21 protein-coding genes are annotated in these 21,259 nt (G+C 71.0%); 13 read left to right on the top strand and 8 right to left on the bottom strand.

Annotation, left to right across the window (positions count from 1 at the left end; all coding sequences use genetic code 11):
- Window positions 1–64: 64 nt before the first annotated feature.
- Window positions 65–517 (top strand): SRPBCC family protein, encoded by a 453-nt coding sequence (locus B1H29_RS23090; protein WP_055417123.1) that lies wholly within the window; start codon window positions 65–67, stop codon window positions 515–517.
- A gap of 184 nt (window positions 518–701) precedes the next feature.
- The gene (locus tag B1H29_RS23085; protein WP_055417747.1) at window positions 702–3,848 is read left to right on the top strand and encodes a DUF3427 domain-containing protein; all 3,147 of its coding nucleotides are present in this window, start codon (window positions 702–704) and stop codon (window positions 3,846–3,848) included.
- A gap of 30 nt (window positions 3,849–3,878) precedes the next feature.
- On the opposite strand, the gene B1H29_RS23080 is transcribed toward B1H29_RS23085, so the two are convergent.
- Window positions 3,879–4,565 (bottom strand): ATP-binding protein, encoded by a 687-nt coding sequence (locus tag B1H29_RS23080; protein WP_324610975.1) that lies wholly within the window; start codon window positions 4,563–4,565, stop codon window positions 3,879–3,881.
- A 179-nt stretch (window positions 4,566–4,744) separates the two neighbouring features.
- On the opposite strand from B1H29_RS23080, the gene B1H29_RS23075 reads away from it, so the two are divergent.
- The 3 genes from B1H29_RS23075 (at window position 4,745) to B1H29_RS23065 (ending at window position 6,236) form a co-directional block, all read left to right on the top strand.
- Entirely contained in the window at window positions 4,745–5,587 is an 843-nt protein-coding gene (locus B1H29_RS23075; RefSeq protein WP_055417124.1) for a helix-turn-helix domain-containing protein, read from the top strand.
- Between the two features lie 6 nt (window positions 5,588–5,593).
- The gene (locus B1H29_RS23070; RefSeq protein WP_079160408.1) at window positions 5,594–5,776 is read left to right on the top strand and encodes a DUF397 domain-containing protein; all 183 of its coding nucleotides are present in this window, start codon (window positions 5,594–5,596) and stop codon (window positions 5,774–5,776) included.
- Between the two features lie 163 nt (window positions 5,777–5,939).
- Complete coding sequence (locus tag B1H29_RS23065; RefSeq protein ID WP_055417125.1) at window positions 5,940–6,236, top strand: DUF6247 family protein; 297 nt, start codon at window positions 5,940–5,942, stop codon at window positions 6,234–6,236.
- Window positions 6,237–6,628: 392 nt separating this feature from the next.
- Here the strand turns inward: B1H29_RS23065 and B1H29_RS39460 are convergent, their stop codons facing one another.
- Together B1H29_RS39460 and B1H29_RS23055 are read right to left on the bottom strand one after the other, a co-directional pair.
- Window positions 6,629–7,714: a hypothetical protein gene (locus B1H29_RS39460; protein WP_234392960.1), complete on the bottom strand. Its 1,086-nt coding sequence runs from the start codon at window positions 7,712–7,714 to the stop codon at window positions 6,629–6,631.
- Window positions 7,715–7,853: 139 nt separating this feature from the next.
- Window positions 7,854–8,681, bottom strand: coding sequence for an SAM-dependent methyltransferase (locus B1H29_RS23055; RefSeq protein ID WP_055417126.1), 828 nt, complete (start codon window positions 8,679–8,681; stop codon window positions 7,854–7,856).
- A gap of 222 nt (window positions 8,682–8,903) precedes the next feature.
- Between B1H29_RS23055 and B1H29_RS23050 the strand changes: the two genes are divergently transcribed.
- The 7 genes from B1H29_RS23050 to B1H29_RS23020 all read left to right on the top strand — a co-directional run bounded on the left by B1H29_RS23050 (window position 8,904) and on the right by B1H29_RS23020 (window position 15,575).
- The gene (locus B1H29_RS23050; protein ID WP_055417127.1) at window positions 8,904–9,599 is read left to right on the top strand and encodes a pentapeptide repeat-containing protein; all 696 of its coding nucleotides are present in this window, start codon (window positions 8,904–8,906) and stop codon (window positions 9,597–9,599) included.
- A 486-nt stretch (window positions 9,600–10,085) separates the two neighbouring features.
- Window positions 10,086–11,726, top strand: a complete 1,641-nt coding sequence (locus tag B1H29_RS23045; protein ID WP_055417128.1) for an ATP-binding protein — start codon at window positions 10,086–10,088, stop codon at window positions 11,724–11,726.
- Window positions 11,727–11,728: 2 nt separating this feature from the next.
- Window positions 11,729–12,151: a roadblock/LC7 domain-containing protein gene (locus tag B1H29_RS23040; RefSeq protein WP_055417129.1), complete on the top strand. Its 423-nt coding sequence runs from the start codon at window positions 11,729–11,731 to the stop codon at window positions 12,149–12,151.
- Window positions 12,148–12,501, top strand: coding sequence for a DUF742 domain-containing protein (locus B1H29_RS23035; RefSeq protein WP_055417130.1), 354 nt, complete (start codon window positions 12,148–12,150; stop codon window positions 12,499–12,501). The genes B1H29_RS23040 and B1H29_RS23035 overlap by 4 nt, the downstream gene beginning before the upstream one ends.
- Window positions 12,479–13,108: a GTP-binding protein gene (locus B1H29_RS23030; RefSeq protein WP_055417131.1), complete on the top strand. Its 630-nt coding sequence runs from the start codon at window positions 12,479–12,481 to the stop codon at window positions 13,106–13,108. The genes B1H29_RS23035 and B1H29_RS23030 overlap by 23 nt, the downstream gene beginning before the upstream one ends.
- Window positions 13,105–14,337, top strand: coding sequence for a cytochrome P450 (locus tag B1H29_RS23025; RefSeq protein WP_055417132.1), 1,233 nt, complete (start codon window positions 13,105–13,107; stop codon window positions 14,335–14,337). The genes B1H29_RS23030 and B1H29_RS23025 overlap by 4 nt, the downstream gene beginning before the upstream one ends.
- Before the next feature lie 11 nt (window positions 14,338–14,348).
- Window positions 14,349–15,575: a cytochrome P450 family protein gene (locus B1H29_RS23020; RefSeq protein WP_055417133.1), complete on the top strand. Its 1,227-nt coding sequence runs from the start codon at window positions 14,349–14,351 to the stop codon at window positions 15,573–15,575.
- A 63-nt stretch (window positions 15,576–15,638) separates the two neighbouring features.
- Here B1H29_RS23020 and B1H29_RS23015 read toward each other — a convergent pair whose 3' ends face one another.
- Together B1H29_RS23015 and B1H29_RS23010 are read right to left on the bottom strand one after the other, a co-directional pair.
- Window positions 15,639–16,112, bottom strand: coding sequence for a carboxymuconolactone decarboxylase family protein (locus B1H29_RS23015; RefSeq protein WP_055417134.1), 474 nt, complete (start codon window positions 16,110–16,112; stop codon window positions 15,639–15,641).
- A 148-nt stretch (window positions 16,113–16,260) separates the two neighbouring features.
- Complete coding sequence (locus B1H29_RS23010; protein ID WP_055417135.1) at window positions 16,261–17,151, bottom strand: alpha/beta fold hydrolase; 891 nt, start codon at window positions 17,149–17,151, stop codon at window positions 16,261–16,263.
- A 240-nt stretch (window positions 17,152–17,391) separates the two neighbouring features.
- Here B1H29_RS23010 and B1H29_RS23005 point away from each other — a divergent pair, with 240 nt between their 5' ends.
- Complete coding sequence (locus B1H29_RS23005) at window positions 17,392–17,694, top strand: hypothetical protein (protein ID WP_055417136.1); 303 nt, start codon at window positions 17,392–17,394, stop codon at window positions 17,692–17,694.
- A 9-nt stretch (window positions 17,695–17,703) separates the two neighbouring features.
- Here the strand turns inward: B1H29_RS23005 and B1H29_RS23000 are convergent, their stop codons facing one another.
- The 3 genes from B1H29_RS23000 to B1H29_RS22990 form a co-directional block, all read right to left on the bottom strand.
- Complete coding sequence (locus B1H29_RS23000; protein ID WP_055417137.1) at window positions 17,704–18,063, bottom strand: VOC family protein; 360 nt, start codon at window positions 18,061–18,063, stop codon at window positions 17,704–17,706.
- Between the two features lie 82 nt (window positions 18,064–18,145).
- Complete coding sequence (locus tag B1H29_RS22995) at window positions 18,146–19,648, bottom strand: MFS transporter (RefSeq protein WP_055417138.1); 1,503 nt, start codon at window positions 19,646–19,648, stop codon at window positions 18,146–18,148.
- Window positions 19,649–19,754: 106 nt separating this feature from the next.
- Complete coding sequence (locus tag B1H29_RS22990) at window positions 19,755–21,140, bottom strand: DUF445 domain-containing protein (protein WP_199832283.1); 1,386 nt, start codon at window positions 21,138–21,140, stop codon at window positions 19,755–19,757.
- Window positions 21,141–21,259 lie beyond the last annotated feature (119 nt).

Below are 21,259 nucleotides of genomic sequence, written 5' to 3'. Positions count from 1 at the left end.
GCCTCACGAACTCGCGAAGAGAGCGCAAGGCGTCGAGACCAGTCACCCAAGGAGACAGGACGACATGAGCACCGAGCAGAAGACCCCGGCGAACGGCTTCTCCTACACCCTGACCCGCACCCTGGACGCCCCCGCGGCGCGGGTCTGGCAGGCCTGGACCACCCCCGACCAGTACGCCCAGTGGGCCCACGCCGCCCCCGGCTCCGTCGAACTGGACGTACGGCCGGGCGGCGCCTGGAAGGCCACGATGGTCACCCCCGACGGCGCCGAGTTCCCCCTGACCGGCTCCTACCTGGAGGTGGCCGAGCCCAGCCACCTGGTCATCGGCATGGACATCCCCGGCCGCCCCGAGCCCGAGACGATGACCATGGAACTCACCGAGCAGGGCCCCCGCAACACCGTGATCACCGTCAGCCAGACCTGCGAGTCGGCGGAAGCACGGGACGGGGCGGAGCAGGGCAGCGGCATGCTCCTGGACGGGCTGGAGGGGTTCCTGGCGGAGGGGGCGAGGGGCTGAGCGGGGCGGACGTCGCCGGCGTGTCCCCTCCGCCGGGAGACCCACTTCGCAGAGCGTGAACACTCACCCGGTGAGTGTTCACGCTCTGCTCATTTGATGGGCGCTCGGCACTACAGGCGTGGCTCGGTGTCAGTGGCTCCTGTTAGAACTGAGCGACATCGGTGTGTTGATCGAGGGGGTCGTGGTGGGAGAAGCGGGGGGATCGGCGCAGCCGGTCGCGGGGGTCTACGAGCAACTGATCACGGACCGCGTGCACGGCGAGCTGGAGCAACTTGAGGCCGCTGGTTGGAAGGCCGTCGACGCGGAGGTCAGCGCGGAGTCCTCGCCTCATGTGCTGGCGCGGCATATCGGTGACATGGTGGCCCGCCGCCTCACTCAGCTCCCGGCCGACCGGCGGGTTCCCTTCGCCAACCGCATCCTGGAGTCCCTCGCCGCCGGGGCCTGCGATCAGGCCGCTGACGAGCCCGTCAGCTCCATCGTCGAAGGGCCTCGGCAGTTGTTGGCGCTTGCGGAGCGGGAGGCTCCCGGGGCCTACGCGATCCGTCCGCTCACCCCGCTCTCCGAAACGTCTCTGCTCACCAACTCGCCGGAGGACCTCAGTCTGGGCTCCGAGCTGAGAGCCGAGTTGGCCACCGCGGACCGTATCGACCTGCTCTGCGCGTTCGTGAAGTGGTACGGCATCCGCGTGTTGGAGGACTCCCTGCGTGCCGCCAAGGAGCGCGGGGTTCCGATCCGGGTCATCACCACCACCTACATGGGCGCCACGGATCGCCATGCCCTCGACCGGCTCGTACGCGACTTCGGCGCCACCGTGAAGGTCAACTACGAGATCCGCTCGACGCGGCTCCATGCCAAGGCCTGGCTCTTCCGTCGCCGGACGGGATTCGACACGGCATACGTCGGCAGCTCGAACCTGTCCCGTGCGGCCCTACTCGACGGTCTGGAGTGGAACGTACGTCTGTCGTCAGTGGCCACGCCCGCAGTGCTGGACAAGTTCGAGGCGACCTTCGACGCGTACTGGAACGACACGGCCTTCGAGACATACGACCCCGATCTCCACGGCGAGCGCCTCGACGGAGCTCTGGCCCAGGCGGGGGGGACGACGCCGACCACCGACCTGAGAATCAACCTTTCCGGCCTCGAGGTGCGTCCCTTCCCACACCAGCGGGACATGCTGGAGCGGTTGAGCGTCGAACGCGAGCTCCGCGGGCGCCACCGCAACCTGCTGGTCGCTGCCACCGGTACCGGCAAGACCGTGATGGCCGCCCTCGACTACCGCCGCCTGTGCAAGGAGTCGGCCGGGGGTAGGCCGCGGCTGCTGTTCGTGGCCCATCGCAAGGAGATCCTCAAGCAGTCGCTGCGCACCTACCGAGAGGTGCTGGACGACGCCTCCTACGGTGAACTGCTGTATGGCGGCGCGGATCCACGCGAGTGGAACCATGTCTTCGCCAGCGTCCAGTCGCTCAACGTGCAGCGGCTGGAGCAGTTGGCTCCGGACCACTTCGACGTCATCGTGATCGACGAGTTCCACCACGCCACGGCCTCCACCTACCGGCGCGTGATCGACCACTTCACGCCCGGGGAACTACTGGGCCTCACCGCCACTCCCGAGCGGATGGACGGGCTCAATGTCCAGGACGAGTTCTTCGAGGGCCGCATCGCCGCCGAGATGAGGCTCTGGGAGGCCCTGGAGAACGACCTGCTGTGCCCCTTCCACTACTTCGGCATCCCGGACGGCACGGACCTGACGAACCTCAACTGGCAGAAGGGTTCCTACGCCGACCAAGAGCTCGGCAATCTCTTCACGGGCCACACCGCGCGGGCCCGCATCATCGTCAAGCAGATCCGGGACAAGGTCTCCGACCCCGGAGCCATGAGGGCGCTCGGCTTCTGCGTCACCAAGGCGCACGCTCACTTCATGGCCGAGTACTTCCGCAAGGCCGACCTCCGGGCTGTGGCACTCGACAGTGACTCGCCTGCCGACGCGCGCGCCCGGGCACTGTCCGACCTTCGGGACGGCAGGATCCAGGTGATCTTCTCGGTGGACCTGTTCAACGAGGGGCTCGACATCCCGGACGTCGACACGCTCCTCCTGCTGCGCCCCACCAACAGTGCCACCGTCTTCCTCCAGCAGTTGGGGCGTGGACTGCGGCGTACCGAGACGAAGCCGGTACTCACGGTCCTCGACTTCATCGGCCAGCACCGGGCCGAATTCCGTTTCGAGGAGCAGTTCCGAGCCCTGACCAACCTGTCGCGAAACCGACTGGTCGAGCACATCGAGCGTGACTTCCCCCAACTGCCGTCCGGATGCCAGATCATTCTGGAGGGCAAGTCGAAGGAGCTCGTCCTCGACAACATCCGGACCCAACTGGGTGCCACGGTGAAGACGCTGGTGAAGGAGGTCAAGGAGTACAGCACGCCACGCCTCGCCGACTATCTCCAGGAGAGTCGCCGCGAGATCAAGGAGCTGTACAAGAGTGCCAACTCCTGGACGACCGTCCTCCGCCGAGCTGGGATGATCACCGAAGCCGTCCCGCCGGGTGAAACGGCACTGCTCAAGCGGGTCCACGCCTTCCTGCACGTCGATGACCCCGAGCGCGCGCAGGCCTACCTGCGGCTTCTGGAGGACGACGCTCCGCCGTACGAAGCACTCGGTTCGACCGATCAGGCCTACGCCCGCATGCTGTTCTTCAACCTGTGGGACAACGCGGGCGGGTTCACCAGCTTCGAGGAGGGGCTCGCGTCCCTGCACCCGCAGCGAGCGCTGCGGGATGAACTCCGGCAAGTGCTGGCGCACGTCATCGAGCAGGCCGACCACTTCCCGATCGCCCTGTCCGGACCTCTCAGCCAAGTCCCGCTGAAGGTCCACAGCGCGTACAACCGGTCCGAAATACTGGCCGCGCTCGGCGTCGCACGCTTCGGCGGACAGATGCCGAGATCTTTCGCGCAGGGTGTGCAGTGGGTCGAGGAGCTCCAGACGGATGCGCTGCTCATCACCCTCGAAAAGGACGAGAAGGACTTCTCGCCGACCGTGCGCTACAAGGACTACGCGCTTAACCCGACCCTCTTCCACTGGGAGTCCCAGAACTCGACGGCAGCCGACTCGCGCACCGGCCTGCGCTACCGGCAGCATGCGCGTCGCGGCAGTCACGTCCTCCTCTTCATGCGCCGCTACAAGAACACGGACATAGGCAAGCCCCAACCGTGGATGCTTCTCGGCCCGGCTACCTATGCGCAGCACACCGGTAGCAAGCCGATGGCGATCACCTGGCAGCTCGAGCACCCCCTCCCGGCCGACGTGTGGACCTACTCGGCCATCCAGGCGAGCTGAGCCAGACACGTCGGCCGCGGGCGCGCCGCCTCAGGAGAGCCGAGGTTCGTTCTCCGCCTCGAAGCGCGCCTGAGCTTGGTCCAGCATGTCGTCAGGGTCCCGCCCGTGCAGGCGGAACCAGTAGAGGAGATCGGTGATGATGTCGATCGCCGCCTCCTCCGCCATCGCGGCGCCCAACCGGCCCTGATCGACCGGCTGCGGCTCTGGGGCCGAGCCGCTGTACAGACTCAGCACGTCCGCGGCACGCGCGAGTCGAGGGACCGGCACCTGACGGCCGGCCCTGGCGGCACGCGGCCGGAGCTCACACCAGGTCACTTTGTGATCACCGGTCAGCTCGACACCCCAGCGGTCGCTGAGGGCTTCGACGAGCACCATCCCTCGCCCCGTCTCTGCGTCGGGGCCCGCGCAGGTGAGAGTCGGCAGCGCGCGGGGGTCGGGGTCGTGAACCTCGATGCGCAGATGGGGCCCGTTCAGGGAAGCGACCAGCGTGGACGGCGTTCCGGGTCCGACGTGCTTGATGACATTGGTGATGAGTTCACCGGTGCAGAGCTCCGCCGCGTCTCTCAGTTCGTGCAGCCCCCAGTACTCCAAGTGGATTCGCAGCGCCCGCCGCAAGGACGACACCTGCTCGGCGTCGGCCAGAAACGGCAGCCTCCACGGCCGCGTCGGCATCCATAGAGAGCCATCCATGTCGCACCACTCCCTCACCAGCGCCACTGTTGGCGCACTGTGTTCCGGCTGTGACTCAGAGTTGCATTGAGACTCTCAAAATGGAACTCTCATCATGGCGTCGATGGGAGCACAACTGCCCATCGCACGCCCCCGGCGCACACCGTCTTGCCGTCGCCGACGACTGAGCACGACGATCTACTGGATCGACACGGAGGGCCGCACACATGGCAGTTGGACCCACCACCCGCAGGCGCCAACTGGGCGCCGACCTGCGACGGCTCAGGGAATGCAGAGGGCTGACGCTTGAGGAGGCAGGCGCACGCGTCGGCATCTCGAAGGCGACGCTGAGTCGCTACGAGACGAAGGAGGGGACGGTCAAGTGGCCCGCCGTAGACGCCCTCTGCCGAGAGTACGGTGCGACGGACGAGGAGCGCCTGGCCCTGGTCGAACTGGCGAAGGGCGCGAAGATCCAAGGCTGGTGGCGATCCCTGGCCGATCCCATCCCCGAGTCCATGAACCTCATGCTCACCTTGGAGGACGAGGTGGTTCGCGAGGACCACTACGCCTGCATGTACGTACCCGGGCTGCTCCAGACGCGTGCCTACGCGGAGGCCGTCCACCGAGCCTCAGAAGTGCAATGCGATGAGCGCGAGGTGCAGCACATGGTCGACATCCGCATGAAGCGGCAGGAGTTGCTGGCACGCGAGGAACCCCCGCACATCTGGTGCGTGATCGACGAAGCCGCCATCCGGCGGCGGGTCGGAGGCCGCGAGGTGATGCGGGAGCAACTCGCGCACCTGCTTGCCATCGCCGAGCGTCCGCACGTCACGGTCCAAGTACTGCCGTTCGCGCGGGGCGCCCATGCGGCTGCCGTGGGCAGCTTTGCCACCCTTCGCGGCCAGAGCCCCGAACTGGACGTGGTGTACGTGGACCTCCTCGGGGGTGGGCTGTTCATGGAGAAACCGGAGGAACTGCAGCGCTATAGATTGGCGTTCCAGTACCTCAGCGCCCAGGCACTCGACCTCGAGTCCTCAGCCGAACTGATCGACAGAGTCAGCAAGGAGTGAATCTTGATGGCGGCAACGTCAGAGCACCACTGGTTCAAGTCCTCGTACAGCGGCGGCAGCGGAACCGAGTGCGTCGAGTGCGCCTACCTCTCGCACCGAACACTGATACGTGACTCAAAGCGCAGAGGCGGCCCTGTCCTCTCCGTGGGGTCCGAGGCCTGGCATCGCTTCGTCGACGCGTTGCGCTGATACAGCCAAGCGGGGCAGGCACGGGCGCACCAGGCCCGCGCTCGAGTCGTCCCCGACCCCTCTCGCCCGCCGCCCGCTGCGAGTACGAGCTGACGAGCGGGCGGCCGGTGGAGGACTGTAGGAGACTCCAAGTAGCACACAGGAGACCGAGGAGCAGGCGATCGTGAGCGCACAGCACGCGGAGACCGGAATTCCAGCGCCGCTGCCGTTGAAGACCATCGGCGACATAAGAGCCGCTCTGCGTTCCGGGCACGGGTTTCCCGGCGACCGGGAGACCTTCGAGATCGATTTGCAGCGCGCACTCGAGGCGTCGACGGAGACGGACCTCAAGGCCGTGGCGGCAGTGATCGTCGACTATCGGGGCAGGATCCGCCTGTATCAGGACCCCGACTTCGACATCGCCGTCCAGGAGGGCATCGACCTGGCGACGCGGCTGAAGCGCGAGGCGCGAGGCGAGTGACCGGTGTCATCGCTGTCGTGACAGCGCGAGCGGCCCAACGGGCGAAGGATCTCGGCGTGGAACAGGCACTGGAATCCTTACGGCGAGAGCTGGAGCTGGTGCCTCGACTCGGAGTACTGCTGGGACCCCGCCGACAGGACGGCATAGAGGTACGCAAGACAAGGATCGAGCCCGCGGGTGCCGTGCCGGGGCTCGCGGTGGCGTACGTGTACACACCGGCGCCTCCACCTCCCACCGTTGCGATCACTTCGGTGACTCCGGACGACGGAAGTCCCGAGTAACCCCGAAAGATCCATGACGCGGGGCGCATCAGGCCCGGTCGTCGATGGCTGGGACGGTAGGTGGTGTGCCCTGACGCACGCACCTTGTTTCCGGCGGGCGGGGAGGGGTGGTCACGGTGCCTGGTACGGCAGTGGGCCGTCCGGCGGGGCCGCGCGCCGGAGCCGCCCCGTGGGTGCCGCCGCGGGCAGCGGGCGGGTCCGGGACCAGTACGACCTCGCGGCCACCGCCAGCGCGATTCCGTAGGCGGCGAAGGCGATCATGCCGATCCAGGCGACCAGGAGGGCGTCGGCGGGCGAGGGGAAGTCGCCTCGGCGCATCGTCACCACGCCCGTCGTGGCCAGAGTCAGGTAGCCGAGGCCGAACACCCCGTACGGGGCGAGGGTGGCCGCGCCGATCAGGGCCGGGGTCAGGGGGAGCCGGCGTGGGACGCGGCGGCCGCGCAGGAACGGGGCCCAGCGGGGGAAGACCTGCCCCCAGGGACGTACCAGGCCCCACAGGAGGAAGACGCCGAGCGCGGCCAGCAGGACGGTGGCGTCCAGGCCCCGGGATTCCAGGGTGAGCCAGATCCCGGAGGCGCCGTTGCGCTCGGAGATCGCGAGCATCTCGGCGCCGGACGTTCCGGCGAAGGTGCCGCCGAAGACCCAGACCTGCTTCATCACGACGTACGGGACGAAGGCCACCGTGCCCGCGCAGGCGGTGAGTTGGACGGAGCGGGCGGCGGCGGTGGCCGGCGGCCGGACGTACGTCACCACGGGCGGGCGGCGGTCGGCGCGGGCGGTCGCCGCGAGCAGGAGCGCACCCGTCGCCGCCAGTACGTGGTGGGCGGCGGCGGCCCGACTGTCCACACCCTGGCCGAACGTCAGCGTGATCAGATCCATCAGCAGGCCGAACGCGCCGAGCGCGGACAGTGCGCACAGCGCCCACAGCAGGGCTCGGGACGCCGGCCGCGCCCCGTGTCGCGTGACCGCCGCGCAGGTCAGTGCCGCCGACGTTCCCACCGACATCACCGCCCAGCCCGGGGCCGAGGGGCCCAGGGCGTCGCCGGAGGGGAACACCCGGGTCTCGGTCAGCGCGCAGGCCAGGCCGAAGCCGGCGTACGCGATCGCCCAGAGCAGCGAGACCCGGCCCGCCCGGAGCGGCCACTGCCGCCACCACGTGGGCCGGGGTCTGTTCGCCGTGCGTGCGTCAGCGGTCATGCTCTCAGCGTTCCGCCCGCGGCCCCGGCCCGGCGTCAGCCCGTCGAACGAACCGTTTCCCCCTGCCGGGGGAGCACCGGGGAGACCTCGTGCGGAGTTGATCGCCGGCTGTCGGGATGGCGGGCGGAAGGGGCCCGTCTCACGGCTTGCGCCCCACCCCGCAGTAGGCGTCGACGGGGGCGGCGGCCGGGTCGGCCGGGGTGTCCGGGTCCGGGCGCCAGGAGGGGACCCGGGTGATGCCGGGTGCGACCAGGTCGAGTCCTTCGAAGAAGCCGGCGATCTCCGCCACGCCGCGGACGTGGTACGGCGTCGCGCCACTGGCGTTGTAGGCGTTCGAGGCGGCGATCATGCCCTCGCTCGTCGCGGTGCTGTCGCTGATCACCAGGTGGCTGCCCGCCGGGAGGCCTGCCGTCAGGCGGCGCACCAGGTCGCGGGCCTGGCCGTAGTCGGCGACGTGGCCGAGGGTGTTGAGGATGATCAGGGCGATCGGGCGGGAGAAGTCGAGGGTCCCGGCGGCGGCCTCCAGGACGGTTTCGGGGGCGTAGAGGTCGGCGTCCAGGTAGGCGGTGGTGCCCTCGGGGGAGCTGGTGAGCAGCGCGCCCGCGTGGGTCAGCACGATCGGGTCGTTGTCGACGTACACGATGCGGGCGTCGGGGGCCTCGCGCTGGGCCACTTCGTGGGTGTTGTCGGCGGTGGGGAGCCCGGTGCCGATGTCCAGGAACTGCCGGATGCCCTGCTCCCGGACCAGGTGGCGGACGGCGCGGCCCAGGAAGAGCCGGCTGCCGAGCGCCACGTCGACGAGGCCGGGGAAGATCTCCTTGATCTGGTCCCCGATCTCCCGGTCGACCTCGTAGTTGTCCTTGCCGCCGACGAAGTAGTTCCAGAAGCGGGCCGAGTGCGGTGTGGTCGTGTCGATCCGGGCCCGTATCTCCGCGGCGGCCTCGATCTGGGAGTGGGTGTCCGACACGGCGGAGTCTCCTCGGGTTGGAGCGGGCGGTCAGGTGATCAGGTCACCAACCTAGTGCCGGGGTGGTCCGAGCGGGGGCGGAAAGGGGTCTGTGCGTGGGGAGTTGGCGGTGGGCGCGGCGTGCCTCCGTGGGCCCGCCCGCGCCCCCCGGGCACCGGTGGGGCCCGGAAGGACTGGGCATACACGGTGACGTGAGGTTCTTCGGGCGGTTGGGGGATTGGGATGTTCGGTCGGCGGATCGGCCCGTTGGCCCTGTGGCCGTGGATCAGACCGGGCAGGAAGCTGGTCTCCGCGGACCTGCGTGGAGCCTGGCTGCACTGGGCGCGGTTGCGCGGGGCCAACCTGCGACTGGCCCGCATGCGAAGGGCCCACCTGTCCCGGGCGGACTTGTCGGATGCCAAGTTGGACGGCGCCCACTTGTATGAAGCGAGGCTCCGGCGCGCGGATTTGCGGGGCGCGTCCCTGACCGGCACGTTCCTGAAGGGCGCGGACCTCACGAACGCGCGGTTGGCGGGCGCCGACTTGACGGACGCCGATCTCTCGGGCGCGAGACTGGTGGGTGCGGACCTGAGGGGCGCGAACCTCTTGCGGGCGAAACTGTTCCAGGCGGATCTGACCGGAGCCGACCTCTCCGGTGCCAGCCTGCGTGGCGCGACCCTGTTCAGCACGCATCTGCGGGTCGCGGACCTGAGGGGCGCGGACCTGAGCGGCGCCGCCCTGGACTATCTGGGGTCGCGCATCGTGGCGCTCTTCGAGACGCACGCCCGTACGGGCATCCTCATGTCGCTGCGCTGGTCGTCCAGCACACGCTGGCCGGGATTGTGGAGTGCCGAGAGGATTCGCGCGTACTCGGAGGAGACCGCGCCGGGCGAGTGGCAGGTGACGCGCCGGAGCGTCGAGCCCCGCCCTCCCGGCTGACGATGCCCGGGCGTCCGGCCGACGACGGCCGTCCGTCTACCAGCGCGCCACCCGCGGGACCAACACCTATTCCAGCCATAGGCGTTCGGCTGCCATCCGGGCATTTTTCACGTCAAACCCCCGATGGTTCCGGCTCGTAGTCACGAGGCTGACACGAGGCGTTAGCGCAAACGGTATGGTCCCTTCCCGTACGTCGAACGCCGGTTCTGGATACGGGAGTTCGAAGCGGTGCGGGGTGCGCGGTCCTGTTCCGTTCCGAGTCCGCGGCGTCGTCGGCCCCCTGCTCGTACCGGCCCTCGCGTGTTCCTTGGAGATCCATGTCGTGCGCCCTCGCCGCCGCCGGGCCGTTCCGGCCTGCCGCGGTCCGCACGCGCCGCCGCACGCGCCGCCGCACACATCGCCGCCCGCACGCCCACCGCCGCCCCCGGCCCCTCCGTGCCTCGGCCCACTTCCCCACACCGACGGCTTCCGATCCGTGAGGACCTGATGACTGAACTGATAGTGACCGCCACCGCCGTGCTCGCGGTGGCCGGAGTCGGGGCCGCGTGGTACTTCCGGCGCAAAAACGTCCAGGCCCGGCGCCGGTCCGAGCTGCTGCGCGAGCACGCCGACCGGCTCACCCTGCAACTCGTCGCGGCCGAGCAGTGCGTGGGGCACCTCGCGGCCACCGTGATCCCGGCGGCGGTGAAGGGCGGGCACGGCGGTGAGGGCCCCGAGGGCGGGCTGCTCGTACCGGCGCCGCTCGAGGGGACCCCGCTCGCGGAGCGGCTGCGTGCCGTACCCGGCGCGGTCGCCTCGGCGGTGGGGGACGTACTGGTCCAGGAGCGGGCGGCCGCCGACCGGGCCGCGGCCCACGCCACCGACCAGGTACGGCAGGAGGCGGAGCGGCGGATCGCCCAGGTACGGCAGGAGTCCGTCGGCGTGGCCCGGGCCGCCGTGCGCGGCTTCGCCAACAACGTCGTGGCCCGGTCGGCGAGACTGGGCCGGGCCGTCAGCCAGGGCGTACGGCGGCACATCTCGGACGAGGCGTACGCGACACTGGTGGAGATCGACCACCTCGCGCAGCAGATGCTGCTCACGGCGTCGGGGTACTCCGTACTCGCCGGGGACAAGCTGTCCCGGCGCTGGCCCGCCACCACGCTGACCGACATCGTGCGCGCGGCCATGGGCCGGATCGAGGGGTACGAGCGGATCAAGCACCCCGAGATGGGCTCCGTCGTGGTCGCGGGCCGGGCGGTGGAGGCGGTCGTGCACGCGCTCGCCGTACTGCTGGACAACGCGCTGCGTTACTCGCCGCCCGCGGCCAGTGTGCACGTCTCGCTGGAACAGGGGCACCACGCCTGCTTCCTGATCGTGGACGACGCCGGACTGCGGATGGACGACGAACGGCTGCTGTGGGCCAGCGACGTGATGTCCGGCGAGCAGCGCGACGACATCACCCGCCTGGGCGCCCACCCCCAGACCGGGCTGCGCGTGGCGTCCCTGCTGGCGGAGAGCTACGGCTTCCGCGTCGAGCTGACCGCGCCGAACATCTACCAGGGAACCCGGGCCATGGTCGTCCTGCCGAAGAACCTGCTCGTCGACCCGGCGGCGGCCCAGCCGGTGCCCCGGCCGGCGGCCACGCCCTCCGTCGCGGCCGTCGCTGCGCCGGTGGCCGCGCCCGGCCTCGCGGCCGACGGCGCCCCCGCGCCGACGGCCCCCGCCGCCGACCACGTGTCGTCGGCCCCGGCGACCGTTGCCGCGACCGTTGCCGCGACCGCTCCCGCGACGGCTGCCGCCGCGGAGCCCCCCGTACCCGAGCCGGTCGCTCCGCAATCCGCCGCCGCGACCGCGGGCGCGTCCGCAGCCGCCGCGGCCACATCCCCGGCCACCACCCCGGCCACCACCGCCAGCGGGCTGACCGTCCGCCGACGCTCCACCGCGCCCGCCGCCGCGCGTCGCCCCGCGGCCCCCGACGTCACCGGGCCCGGCCGTCCCGCCGTCGCCGCGGCCTGGGCGGCCGGCACCCGCCGCGGCCGGGAGGAGGAAACCCAACCAGCCTCCACCGACCCCGGACGGACGACCGGGCCCACCGCCGACGCCACCCACGACGCCGCTCACGACGCCGCTCACGACGAAGGAAACTGATCGTGCAAGACACACACACCAACAGCCTGGGCTGGCTGCTCGACCAGGAGCTCGGCAGCGTCGAGGGCGTCCGGTACGCCGTGCTGATGAGCAGTGACGGGCTGCTGAAGGCCCGCACCGCGACGATCGGCCAGGACGACGGGGAGAAGTTCGCCGCGCTGACGGCGGCACTGCGCGCGGCGGGCAAGGCCTGGGACGAGTTCACCGGCGGTGCGGGGATGCGCCAACTGCTGATCGAGTCGGTCGGCTGCATCGGCCTGACGACCACCGCCGCGAAGAACACCATGCTGTCGGTGTGCACGACCGGGCCGGACGCGGACGTCGGGCTGATCTCCCACCACATGGTGCGGCTCGCCACCCGGGTGGGGCACGAACTGGTCACCGAGGAGCGCGTACCGGTCGCGGAAGGCGGCTCGCCGGCATGACGGGGCCGCGGCGTGACCCCGACATGGTCAGGCCCTACGTCCGCACCGGGGGCCAGGTCAGCGCTCGTGCCGACGTGCGCCTGGAGAGCGTGGTCATCGCCGCGACCGGTCCCACGGACACCCTCCCACCGGACGCCCGCCGGGTGATGCGGCTGTTCGCCGGTGCGCAGGGCGGCCTGGCCGTCGCCGACATCGCCGCCGCGCTGGAGCTGCCGCCGTCCACGGTGCGCATCCTCGTCTCCTCGCTGATGGACTCCGGCCACCTGACCAGCCCGGTCGCCGCCATCGACGACCAGCCCGACTTCGACCTGCTGCAGGAGGTGCTCCGTGGACTTCGCTCCATGGTCTGACCGGTCCGACCCGTCCGTCACCTACGTCCCGGCCACGGTGACGCGGTCGGCCAAGATCGTGGTCGCGGGGGGCTTCGGCGTCGGCAAGACCACGTTCATCGGCAGCGTCTCGGAAGTACGGCCGCTGCGCATGGAGGAGCCGATCACGCAGGCCAGCAACGGTGTGGACGACCTGCGCGGCACCCCGCACAAGACGACGACCACCGTGGCGATGGACTTCGGCCGCATCCACATGGCCGGCGGCCGGATCGCGCTGTACCTGTTCGGGCTGCCGGGGCAGTCCCGTTTCCAGCCGCTGTGGGAGGACCTGGCCCTGGGCGCCCTCGGCTGTCTCGTCCTGGCCGACACCCGCGACCTCGACGCCTCCCACGACGCCCTCGGTCTGCTGGACGGCGCGGGCATTCCGTACGCCGTCGCCATCAACACCTTCCCCGGCGCCCCCGGTTACCCCGAGGCCGAACTGCGCGAGGCGCTGGCCCTCGAACCCGCCACGCCTCTGACGTACTGCGACGCCCGCGACCGCGCGTCCTCCCTGCACGCCCTGATCACGCTCACGGAGTACCTCTCCGAGCACCGCTCAGCCGCCCTCCTGGAGTCCCGCCGATGACGTTGCCTTCCGCCGAGCCCGCGCCGGCCGGCCCGCCGGGCCGTGTCGCCCTGTACGCGCCGGAGTTCGCCGCCGACCCGCACGCCGCCTACCGGCGCATGCGGCGCACCCACGGTCCGCTCGTGCCCGTCGAGCTGGCGCCCGGGGTGCCCGCGACCCTGGTGATCGGCTACTACCAGGCCCGCCGCATCCTCAACGACCCGCTGCACTTCCCGGCCGACCCCCGCGCGTGGGAGAAGCTGATCCCGGCGACCTGCCCGGTGCGGCCGATGATGGAGTGGCGGCCCAACGCGCTGCGCTCGGGCGGTGCCGAGCACGCCCGCTACCGGGCCGCGAACACCCAGGCCATCGACGGGGTCGACCAGCACGGACTGCGGACCCTGGTCGAGCAGGTCGCCTCCGGCGCCATCGACGAGTTCCGCACCGTGGGCTCGGCGGACCTGCTCACCCAGTACTCGTTCCCCATCGCCTTCCGCGTGCTGAGCGCGCTGCTCGGCTGCCCCGACGAGATCGGGCAGCGCATCGCCGACGGCATGGCGAAGATCTTCGACACCACCAACGCCGAGCAGGGCAACCGGATCCTCTCCCAGGCCGTGTCCGACCTCGTGACCCTGCGCCGGCTCCACCCCGGCGACGACATCACGTCCCGCCTGACCCTCCACCCCGCCGAGCTGAGCGACGAGGAGATGGGCCATCAGCTCGTCACGCTCTACGGCGCCGGGATCGAGCCCCTGACCAACCTGATCAGCAACACGATCCTGAAGATCCTCACCGACGAGGAGTTCTCCGCGGATCTGCACGCCGGGCTGTCCACGGTGCGCGACGCGCTCGACGCCGTCCTCTACACCGACCCGCCGATGGCGAACTACTGCATCTCCTATCCCCCGTACCCCATCGACGTGGAGGGGGTGCTGCTCCCGGCCGACCAGCCGGTCGTGATCTCGATGGCGGCGGCGAACAACGACCCCGCCCTCAGGGAGGGGGTGCCCGAGGGCCGCCACGCCGGCAACCGCGCCCATCTGGCCTGGAGCATCGGCCCGCACACCTGCCCCGCCCGCTCGCACGCCTACCTCATCGCCGAGACCGCGGTCACCCATCTCCTGGACGCGCTGCCGGAGACCGACCTCGCCCGCCCCCTCACCGAGCTGACCTGGCGTCCCGGCCCGTTCCACCGCGCCCTGGAATCCCTGCCCGTCACCTTCCCCGCCGTTCACCGAGCCGCACACTAAGGAGCCAGGCCATGGCAGCCCAGCAGCCCGCCCTCGTCCTCGACCCCACCGGCGCCGACCACCACGCCGAGCACCGCGCCCTACGGGAGGGCGGCCCGGCCACGCGGGTGGACGTCCTGGGTGTCCAGGCCTGGTCGGTCAGCGACCCCGCCCTGCTCAAACAATTGCTCACCAGCCCCGACGTCTCCAAAGACGCCCGGGCGCACTGGCCCGCCTTCGGCGAGGTGGTCGGCACCTGGCCGCTCGCCCTGTGGGTGGCGGTGGAGAACATGTTCACCGCGTACGGGCCGGGCCACCGCAAGCTGCGCCGGCTGGTGGCGCCCGCCTTCAGCGCCCGTCGCATCGCCGCGATGCGGCCCGCTATCGAGGAGATGGTGACCGGCCTCGTCGACCGGCTCGCCGACCGCCCCGCCGGCGAGCCGGTCGATCTGCGGCAGGAGCTGGCCTACCCGCTGCCCATCGCGGTGATCGGTCACCTCATGGGGGTGCCCGAGGACCGGCGGGAGGGCTTCCGGGCCCTCGTGGACGGCGTCTTCGACACCACGCTGAGCCAGGCCGAGGCGCAGGCCAACACGGCCCGCCTGTACGAGGTCCTGGACCAGCTCATCGCCACCAAGCGCGCCACCCCGGGCGACGACATGACGTCGCTGCTCATCGCCGCGCGGGACGACGAGGGGGACGGCGACCGCCTCTCCCCGGAGGAGCTGCGCGACACCCTGCTGCTGATGATCAGCGCCGGTTACGAGACCACCGTCAACGTCATCGACCAGGCCACGCACACCCTGCTGACCCGTCCCGACCAGCTCGAACTGGTCCGCAAGGGCGCGTTCACCTGGGCGGACGTCGTCGAGGAGACGCTGCGCCACGAACCGGCGGTCAAGCACCTGCCGCTCCGGTTCGCGGTCACCGACATCCCGCTGCCGGACGGGCGGACCATCGCCCGCGGGGAGGCCATCCTCGCCTCGTACGCCGCCGCCAACCGCCACCCGGACTGGCACGAGGACGCCGACACCTTCGACGCGACACGCACGGTCAAGGAGCACCTCGCGTTCGGCCACGGCGTCCACTTCTGCCTCGGCGCGCCGCTGGCCCGCATGGAGGTGACGCTCGCGCTGGAGAGCCTGTTCGGCCGTTTCCCGGACATCCGCCTCGCCGATCCGGCGGAGGAGCTGCCGCCCGTGCCCTCCCTGATCAGCAACGGCCACCAGCGGCTGCCGGTCCTGCTGCACGCCGGCTGAACGGCGGGACGGCTCGCCCGTCGATCGGGCGAGCCGTCCCGGCAGTACCGCGGAACGCGTGCCTCAGCCGAACATGCCCGGCTCGTAGTCGCCCGCCGGGTTCTGGAGGATGACGTTGAGGCGGTTGTACGTGTTGATCACGGCGATCAGGCCGACCAGGGCGGCGAGCTGGTCCTCGTCGTAGTGCTTCGCCGCCTCCGCCCACGCCTCGTCGGTGACGCCCCCGGCGGAGTCCGCGATGCGGGTGCCCTGCTCGGTCAGCTCCAGGGCGGCGCGCTCGGCGTCGGTGAAGACCTTGGCCTCCCGCCACGCCGCGATCAGGTTGAGACGCAGCGCCGTCTCCCCCGCCTTCGCGGCGTCCTTGGTGTGCATGTCGAGGCAGAAGCCGCAGCCGTTGATCTGGCTGGCGCGGATCTTCACCAGTTCCTGGGTCGCGGCCGGCAGCGTCGAGTCCGTCACCACCTTGCCCGCCGAGTTGATGTGCCGTACGAGCTTGCCCGCGATCGGGTTGGCGAACATGTTGAGACGAGCTTCCATGAGAGGTTCCTCCGTCGTGGTCCGTCGTGCTGGTCGTCGGTCGTTCACCCTTGAGGGGCGGTCGTTCGCCCTCGGGCGTACACAGCTACGACGGAGCGCGGAGGTGTGATGTGACACGGACGGCAGGGCCGCACATGTGACCTGCGTCTCACCGGCCGGGCGCGGGTCGTGCCAGCAGCCGGCTCAGGGCCGCCGTCACCTCCGCCGGGCGCTCGTCCATCACCCAGTGGCCGGTGCCGTCCAGCATCGTCAGTTCGGCACCGGGGACGGCCCCGGCCAGCTCCGTCGCGATCGTCGGGCGCAGGTACGGGTCCGCGCGGCCCCAGATGACCGCCGTGGGGCAGTCGATCTCGTGGAGGCGTCGGCGCAGTGCGGGGCGGGACGAGGTGCGGTACTCGCCGAAGTAGTGGAGCAGCCAGCGGCGTCCCTCGGGGGTGTCCATCCAGCCGACGTAGCCGTCCAGGACGCCGGTGTCGAGGTGGCCCGCGCGGACCAGCGGGGCGAAGGACCGGCGGTGGATGGCGGCGTAGGGCAGGCGCATCGCCGCCGGGCGGAGGACGGGAGTCCGGCCGGCGAGGCTGAGCAGGCTGAAGACGGCGTACCAGGGGCGGGTGAAGGTGGAGTGGGCGCGGCTGTTGAGGACGGCCAGCCGGCGTACCCGCTCGGGGTGGGTCTCGGCGAAGCCGAGGGAGAGGAAGCCGCCGTAGTCGTGGCCGGCCAGGTTCACCGAGTCCAGCCCGAGCGCGTCCAGCAGCCGGCCCAGCCGGGCGACCTCGGTGTCGTAGTCGAAGCGCAGGTGCACGGGGCGGTCGGACTCGCCCCAGCCGAGGAGGTCCGGGGCGATGACCCGGTAACGGTCCGACAGGGGCGGGACCTGGTGGCGCCAGCAGTGGTGGTCGGCGGGGTAGCCGTGCAGGAGGAGGACCGGTTCGGCGTCGGGAGGCCCCGACTCCCAACACGCCACGCGGGCGCCACCGTCCACCACGACCGACCGGGTGCGGGCCCGGTCCGTGCCCGTGCCCGTGCGCTGCGTACTCATCGGCTTCCCGCTTCCCGCTTCCTGTTCCGTCCGCTCTTTCGCCTGTCCCCTCGCTCCAACTCGACGGGTACCCGGAAGTGTCGCCGGCAGGGCTCGGTGTTCGGCCATCGGAGCGGCACGGGCGGTGACGACCGGCGGACCGGCCTCCACTCCGGCGCGTGCGCCGTGTCCGGCCGGGATTGGCCTCGGTCCCGTAGCGGCTCGGCAGCGGGCGGGCGCGGCGGCAGGCAGGAGACGGACATGGCGAAGGTTCCCAGCGCGGTGGTGGCCGCGAGCGGTCTCGTCGGCGGGTACGGCGTGGCCCGCTGGACGAAGAAGCGGCAGCTCGGCGGGGCCGTGCTCGCCGTCGCCGGGGCCGCTGCCGCCCAGCAGTGGCGGGCGCGGGCCGGCGGGAAGGCCGCCGGGGCGCTGACGGCCGCGTACGTCGCGGGCTTCGCCGGATCCCACCCGCTGGCCAGGAAGGTGGGCGCCTGGCCCGCCGTCCTCGGAGTCGCCGGTGCCGTGGCGCCGGCCTCCTGGGCGGTCGCCGACCGGCGGGCCTGACCCAGCGGACTAGGACCGGTGGGTGAGTACGTTCACCACCCGCCCGTTCGGGTCCCGTACGAAGAAGCGCCGTACGCCCCACTCCTCGTCCCGCAGGTCCCGTACGATCTCCGCGCCCGACGCGGACAGCCGGGCGTACACCGCGTCGACGTCCTCGACCTCCACGCTCAGGTCGGGGACGAGGGGCGCGGTGCGCTCCCCGGTGAAGAGGCTGATCTGGGCCGTGGGGTTGGACGGGGAGGCCAGGGTCGTCACCCAGCCCATGTCCATGACCTCCTCGAAGCCCAGCAGGCCGTAGAAGTCACGGCTCGTGCCCATCTGCTCCTCGCGCTCGACCTGGATGTTGGGGACGATCCGGCGGATGGTCATCGGGCGGCTCCTCGCGGCGGTCGGCCGGTCTGGCGGCAGGACGTGCAGGGCGTGCAGGGCGTGCAGGGCGTGCAGGGCGACGCTACGCGTCCGCCGAATCCGCCCGCACCGTCGACAGCGGCTCCGCGATGTCCTCCAGCGCGCGGCGTTCCGCCTTCACCGCCAGGAACGCCGCCACCAGGCCGGCCGCGCACATCAGCCCGGCGCCGATCTGGAAGGCCAGGACCGTGTCGCCGACCACGCCGGACTCGGTGAGGTTGGCGAAGAGCAGCGGGCCGCTGATACCGCCGGCGGCGGTGCCGAGGGCGTAGAAGAAGGCGATGGCCATGGCGCGGGTCTCCATGGGGAAGACCTCGGAAACGGTCAGGTACGCGCTGGATGCGCCCGCCGACGCGAAGAACAGCACCACGCACCAGCAGGCCGTCATCGTCGTGGCCGTGAGCGAACCCCGGTCGAAGAGGTACGCCGTGCCGAAGAGCAGGATGCCGGACAGCAGGTACGTGCCCGAGATCATGATGCGGCGGCCGACCGTGTCGAAGAGCGTGCCGAGCAGCAGCGGGCCGCAGAAGTTGCCGGCGGCGATGACGGCGAAGTAGTAGCCGGTGCTGCCGGTCGGCACGTCGAAGAACGTGATGAGGATGGTGCCGAAGCCGAAGGTGATGGCGTTGTACAGGAAGGCCTGGCCGATGAAGAGGGAGAGGCCGAGGACCGCGCGGCGCGGGTAGCGGCTGAAGACGGTCTTGGCGATCAGGCCGAAGCCGATGCTCTTGCGCTGGTGGATGGTGATCTCACCGGCCGGCGGCGGCAGTTGCTCGCCCTTCTCCTTCTCGATGTCCCGTTCGACGGACGACACGAGGGTGTCGGCCTTCTCGCCCTGGCCGTGGATGAACTGCCAGCGTGGGCTCTCCGGGACGTGCCGTCGTACGAGCAGGATGACCAGGCCGAGGACCACGCCCATGGCGAAGCTGAGCCGCCAGCCGAGGTCCTTGGGGAAGATGTCGGTGTCCAGCATCACGATGGACAGCAGGGCGCCGCCGATCGCGCCGAGCCAGTAGCTGCCGTTGATGATGAGGTCGACCCGCCCCCGGTACCGGGACGGGATCAGCTCGTCGATCGCGGAGTTGATCGCCGCGTACTCGCCGCCGATGCCGAAGCCGGTGAGGAAGCGGAAGAGGAAGAACCACCAGGTCTCGAAGGAGAGCGCGGTCAGCGCGGTCGCCGCCAGATAGACGGCCAGCGTCAGCATGAACAGCTTCTTGCGGCCGTAACGGTCGGTCAGCCAGCCGAAGAACAGGGCCCCGGAGCAGGCGCCCGCCACGTACAGGGCGGCGGCGAGGCCGGTGACCTGGGCCGAGCTGATGTCGAGGCCGCTGCCTTCCTCGGCGATGCGGCCGGCCACGTTGCCGACGATCGTGACTTCCAGGCCGTCCAGGATCCAGACGGTGCCCAGGCCGATCACGATCATCCAGTGCCATCGTGACCAGGGCAGCCGGTCCAGCCTGGCGGGCACGGCCGTGGTGACGGTGCCGGTGCGGGTACCGGTGGGGGCGGGCGTCGGGCCCGGCGACGACGATTCTGCGCTCATGGCTCCCTCTCCGTCGAGCGAACGCCTCACGTGTGCCCTGGACCGGAGGGGACACGCCCGGCACGCCCGCCGCGCCGGGAGGCCGCAGGGCCGCCCCGTGGCAGCCCTACGCCCCCAGGATGCGGGAGACCGTGTAGATCAGCAGCCCGGCCAGCGAGCCGACCACCGTGCCGTTGATGCGGATGAACTGCAGGTCGCGGCCGATGTTCGCCTCGATCTTCTTCGTGGTGTGCTCGGCGTCCCAGCTCGCCACCGTGTCGGTGATCAGGGAGGTGATCTCCCGGCGGTAGGTGGTGACCACGTAGACCGCCGCGCCCTCGACCCACCCGTCGACCTTGCCCTGCACCTTGGGATCGGAGGCCATCCGGGCGCCCAGCGACAGCAGCGAGGCCCGCACCCGCATGCGCAGTTCGCTGCGCTCGTCCTCCGCCGCCGAGACGATCATGGACCGTACGGCCGTCCAGGCGGACGCGATCAGATCCTGCACCTCGCCGCGGCCCAGCACCTCGGTCTTGAGCCGCTCCACGCGCGCGCGGGTGTCCGTGTCGGACTGGAGGTCGGAGGCGAAGTCGGTGAGGAAGCGGTCGAGGGCGCCGCGCGCGGGGTGGGCGGGCATGTCGCGCATCTCGGTGACGAAGCGCAGCAGCTCCTTGTAGACGCGCTCGCCGACCCTCTTGTCCACGAACCGGGGCGTCCATCCGGGCGCCCCGCCCTGGACGGCGTCCATGACGGAGTCGCCGTGCAGGATCAGCCAGTCGTGGGCACGGGAGACGATCAGGTCGACGGCCCGCTTGTGGCCGCCGTCGGCGACGATCCGGTCCAGCAGCTTGCCGATGCCGGGGGCGATCTCCTGCGCGTCGGCGCGGCGCGTGATCGCCTCCCCCACCACCGCCTGCACGTCGGAGTCGCGCAGCACGGTGAGGGCGCCGCGCAGGGCGGCGGACAGCTCCGCCGTCACCCGGTCGGCGTGTTCGGGCACGGCGAGCCAGGCGCCGAGCCGGCTGCCGATGCCGACGGTGCGCAGCCGCAGCCGTACGACGTCCTCGGACAGGAAGTTCTCGCCGACGAACTCGCCGAGCGAGACGCCGAGCTGGTCCTTCTTCCTGGGGATGATCGCGGTGTGCGGGATGGGGATGCCGAGCGGGTGGCGGAACAGGGCGGTGACCGCGAACCAGTCGGCGAGCGCGCCGACCATCCCGGCCTCGGCGGCCGCGGCGACGTAGCCCGCCCAGGCGCCCGCGCCGCGGTGGGCGGCCCACTCGGCCAGGACGTAGACCACGGCGACGAACAGCAGCAGGCCGGTGGCGGTGAGCTTCATGCGGCGTACGCCGCGGCGCTTGACCTCGTCGGCAGGGCTGAAGGAGGTCATCGCGCGGTCGCGGAAGGCACCGGGGGCGGCGCGTCCGGCCCCCGCGGACCGCTCCGCGTCCGTCCCGGCACCCTCCCCGGTATCTCCGGAACCACCGGAAAGTTCCGCCTTCGTGCGTTCCATCCACTCCACCGTTCGCTGTTGCGTCCCGCACACATTGTCCCTTCCTGACCGACTCCTGGAACGGAACACAAGTTCCCGGCGTCTGTCCGGGAGGGGAACGCCCGGGGGTCGTACGGCCT

This window comes from Streptomyces pactum (genome assembly GCF_002005225.1).
GTDB lineage: Bacteria > Actinomycetota > Actinomycetes > Streptomycetales > Streptomycetaceae > Streptomyces > Streptomyces pactum_A.
This window is presented reverse-complemented; position numbering and strand designations above follow the sequence as displayed.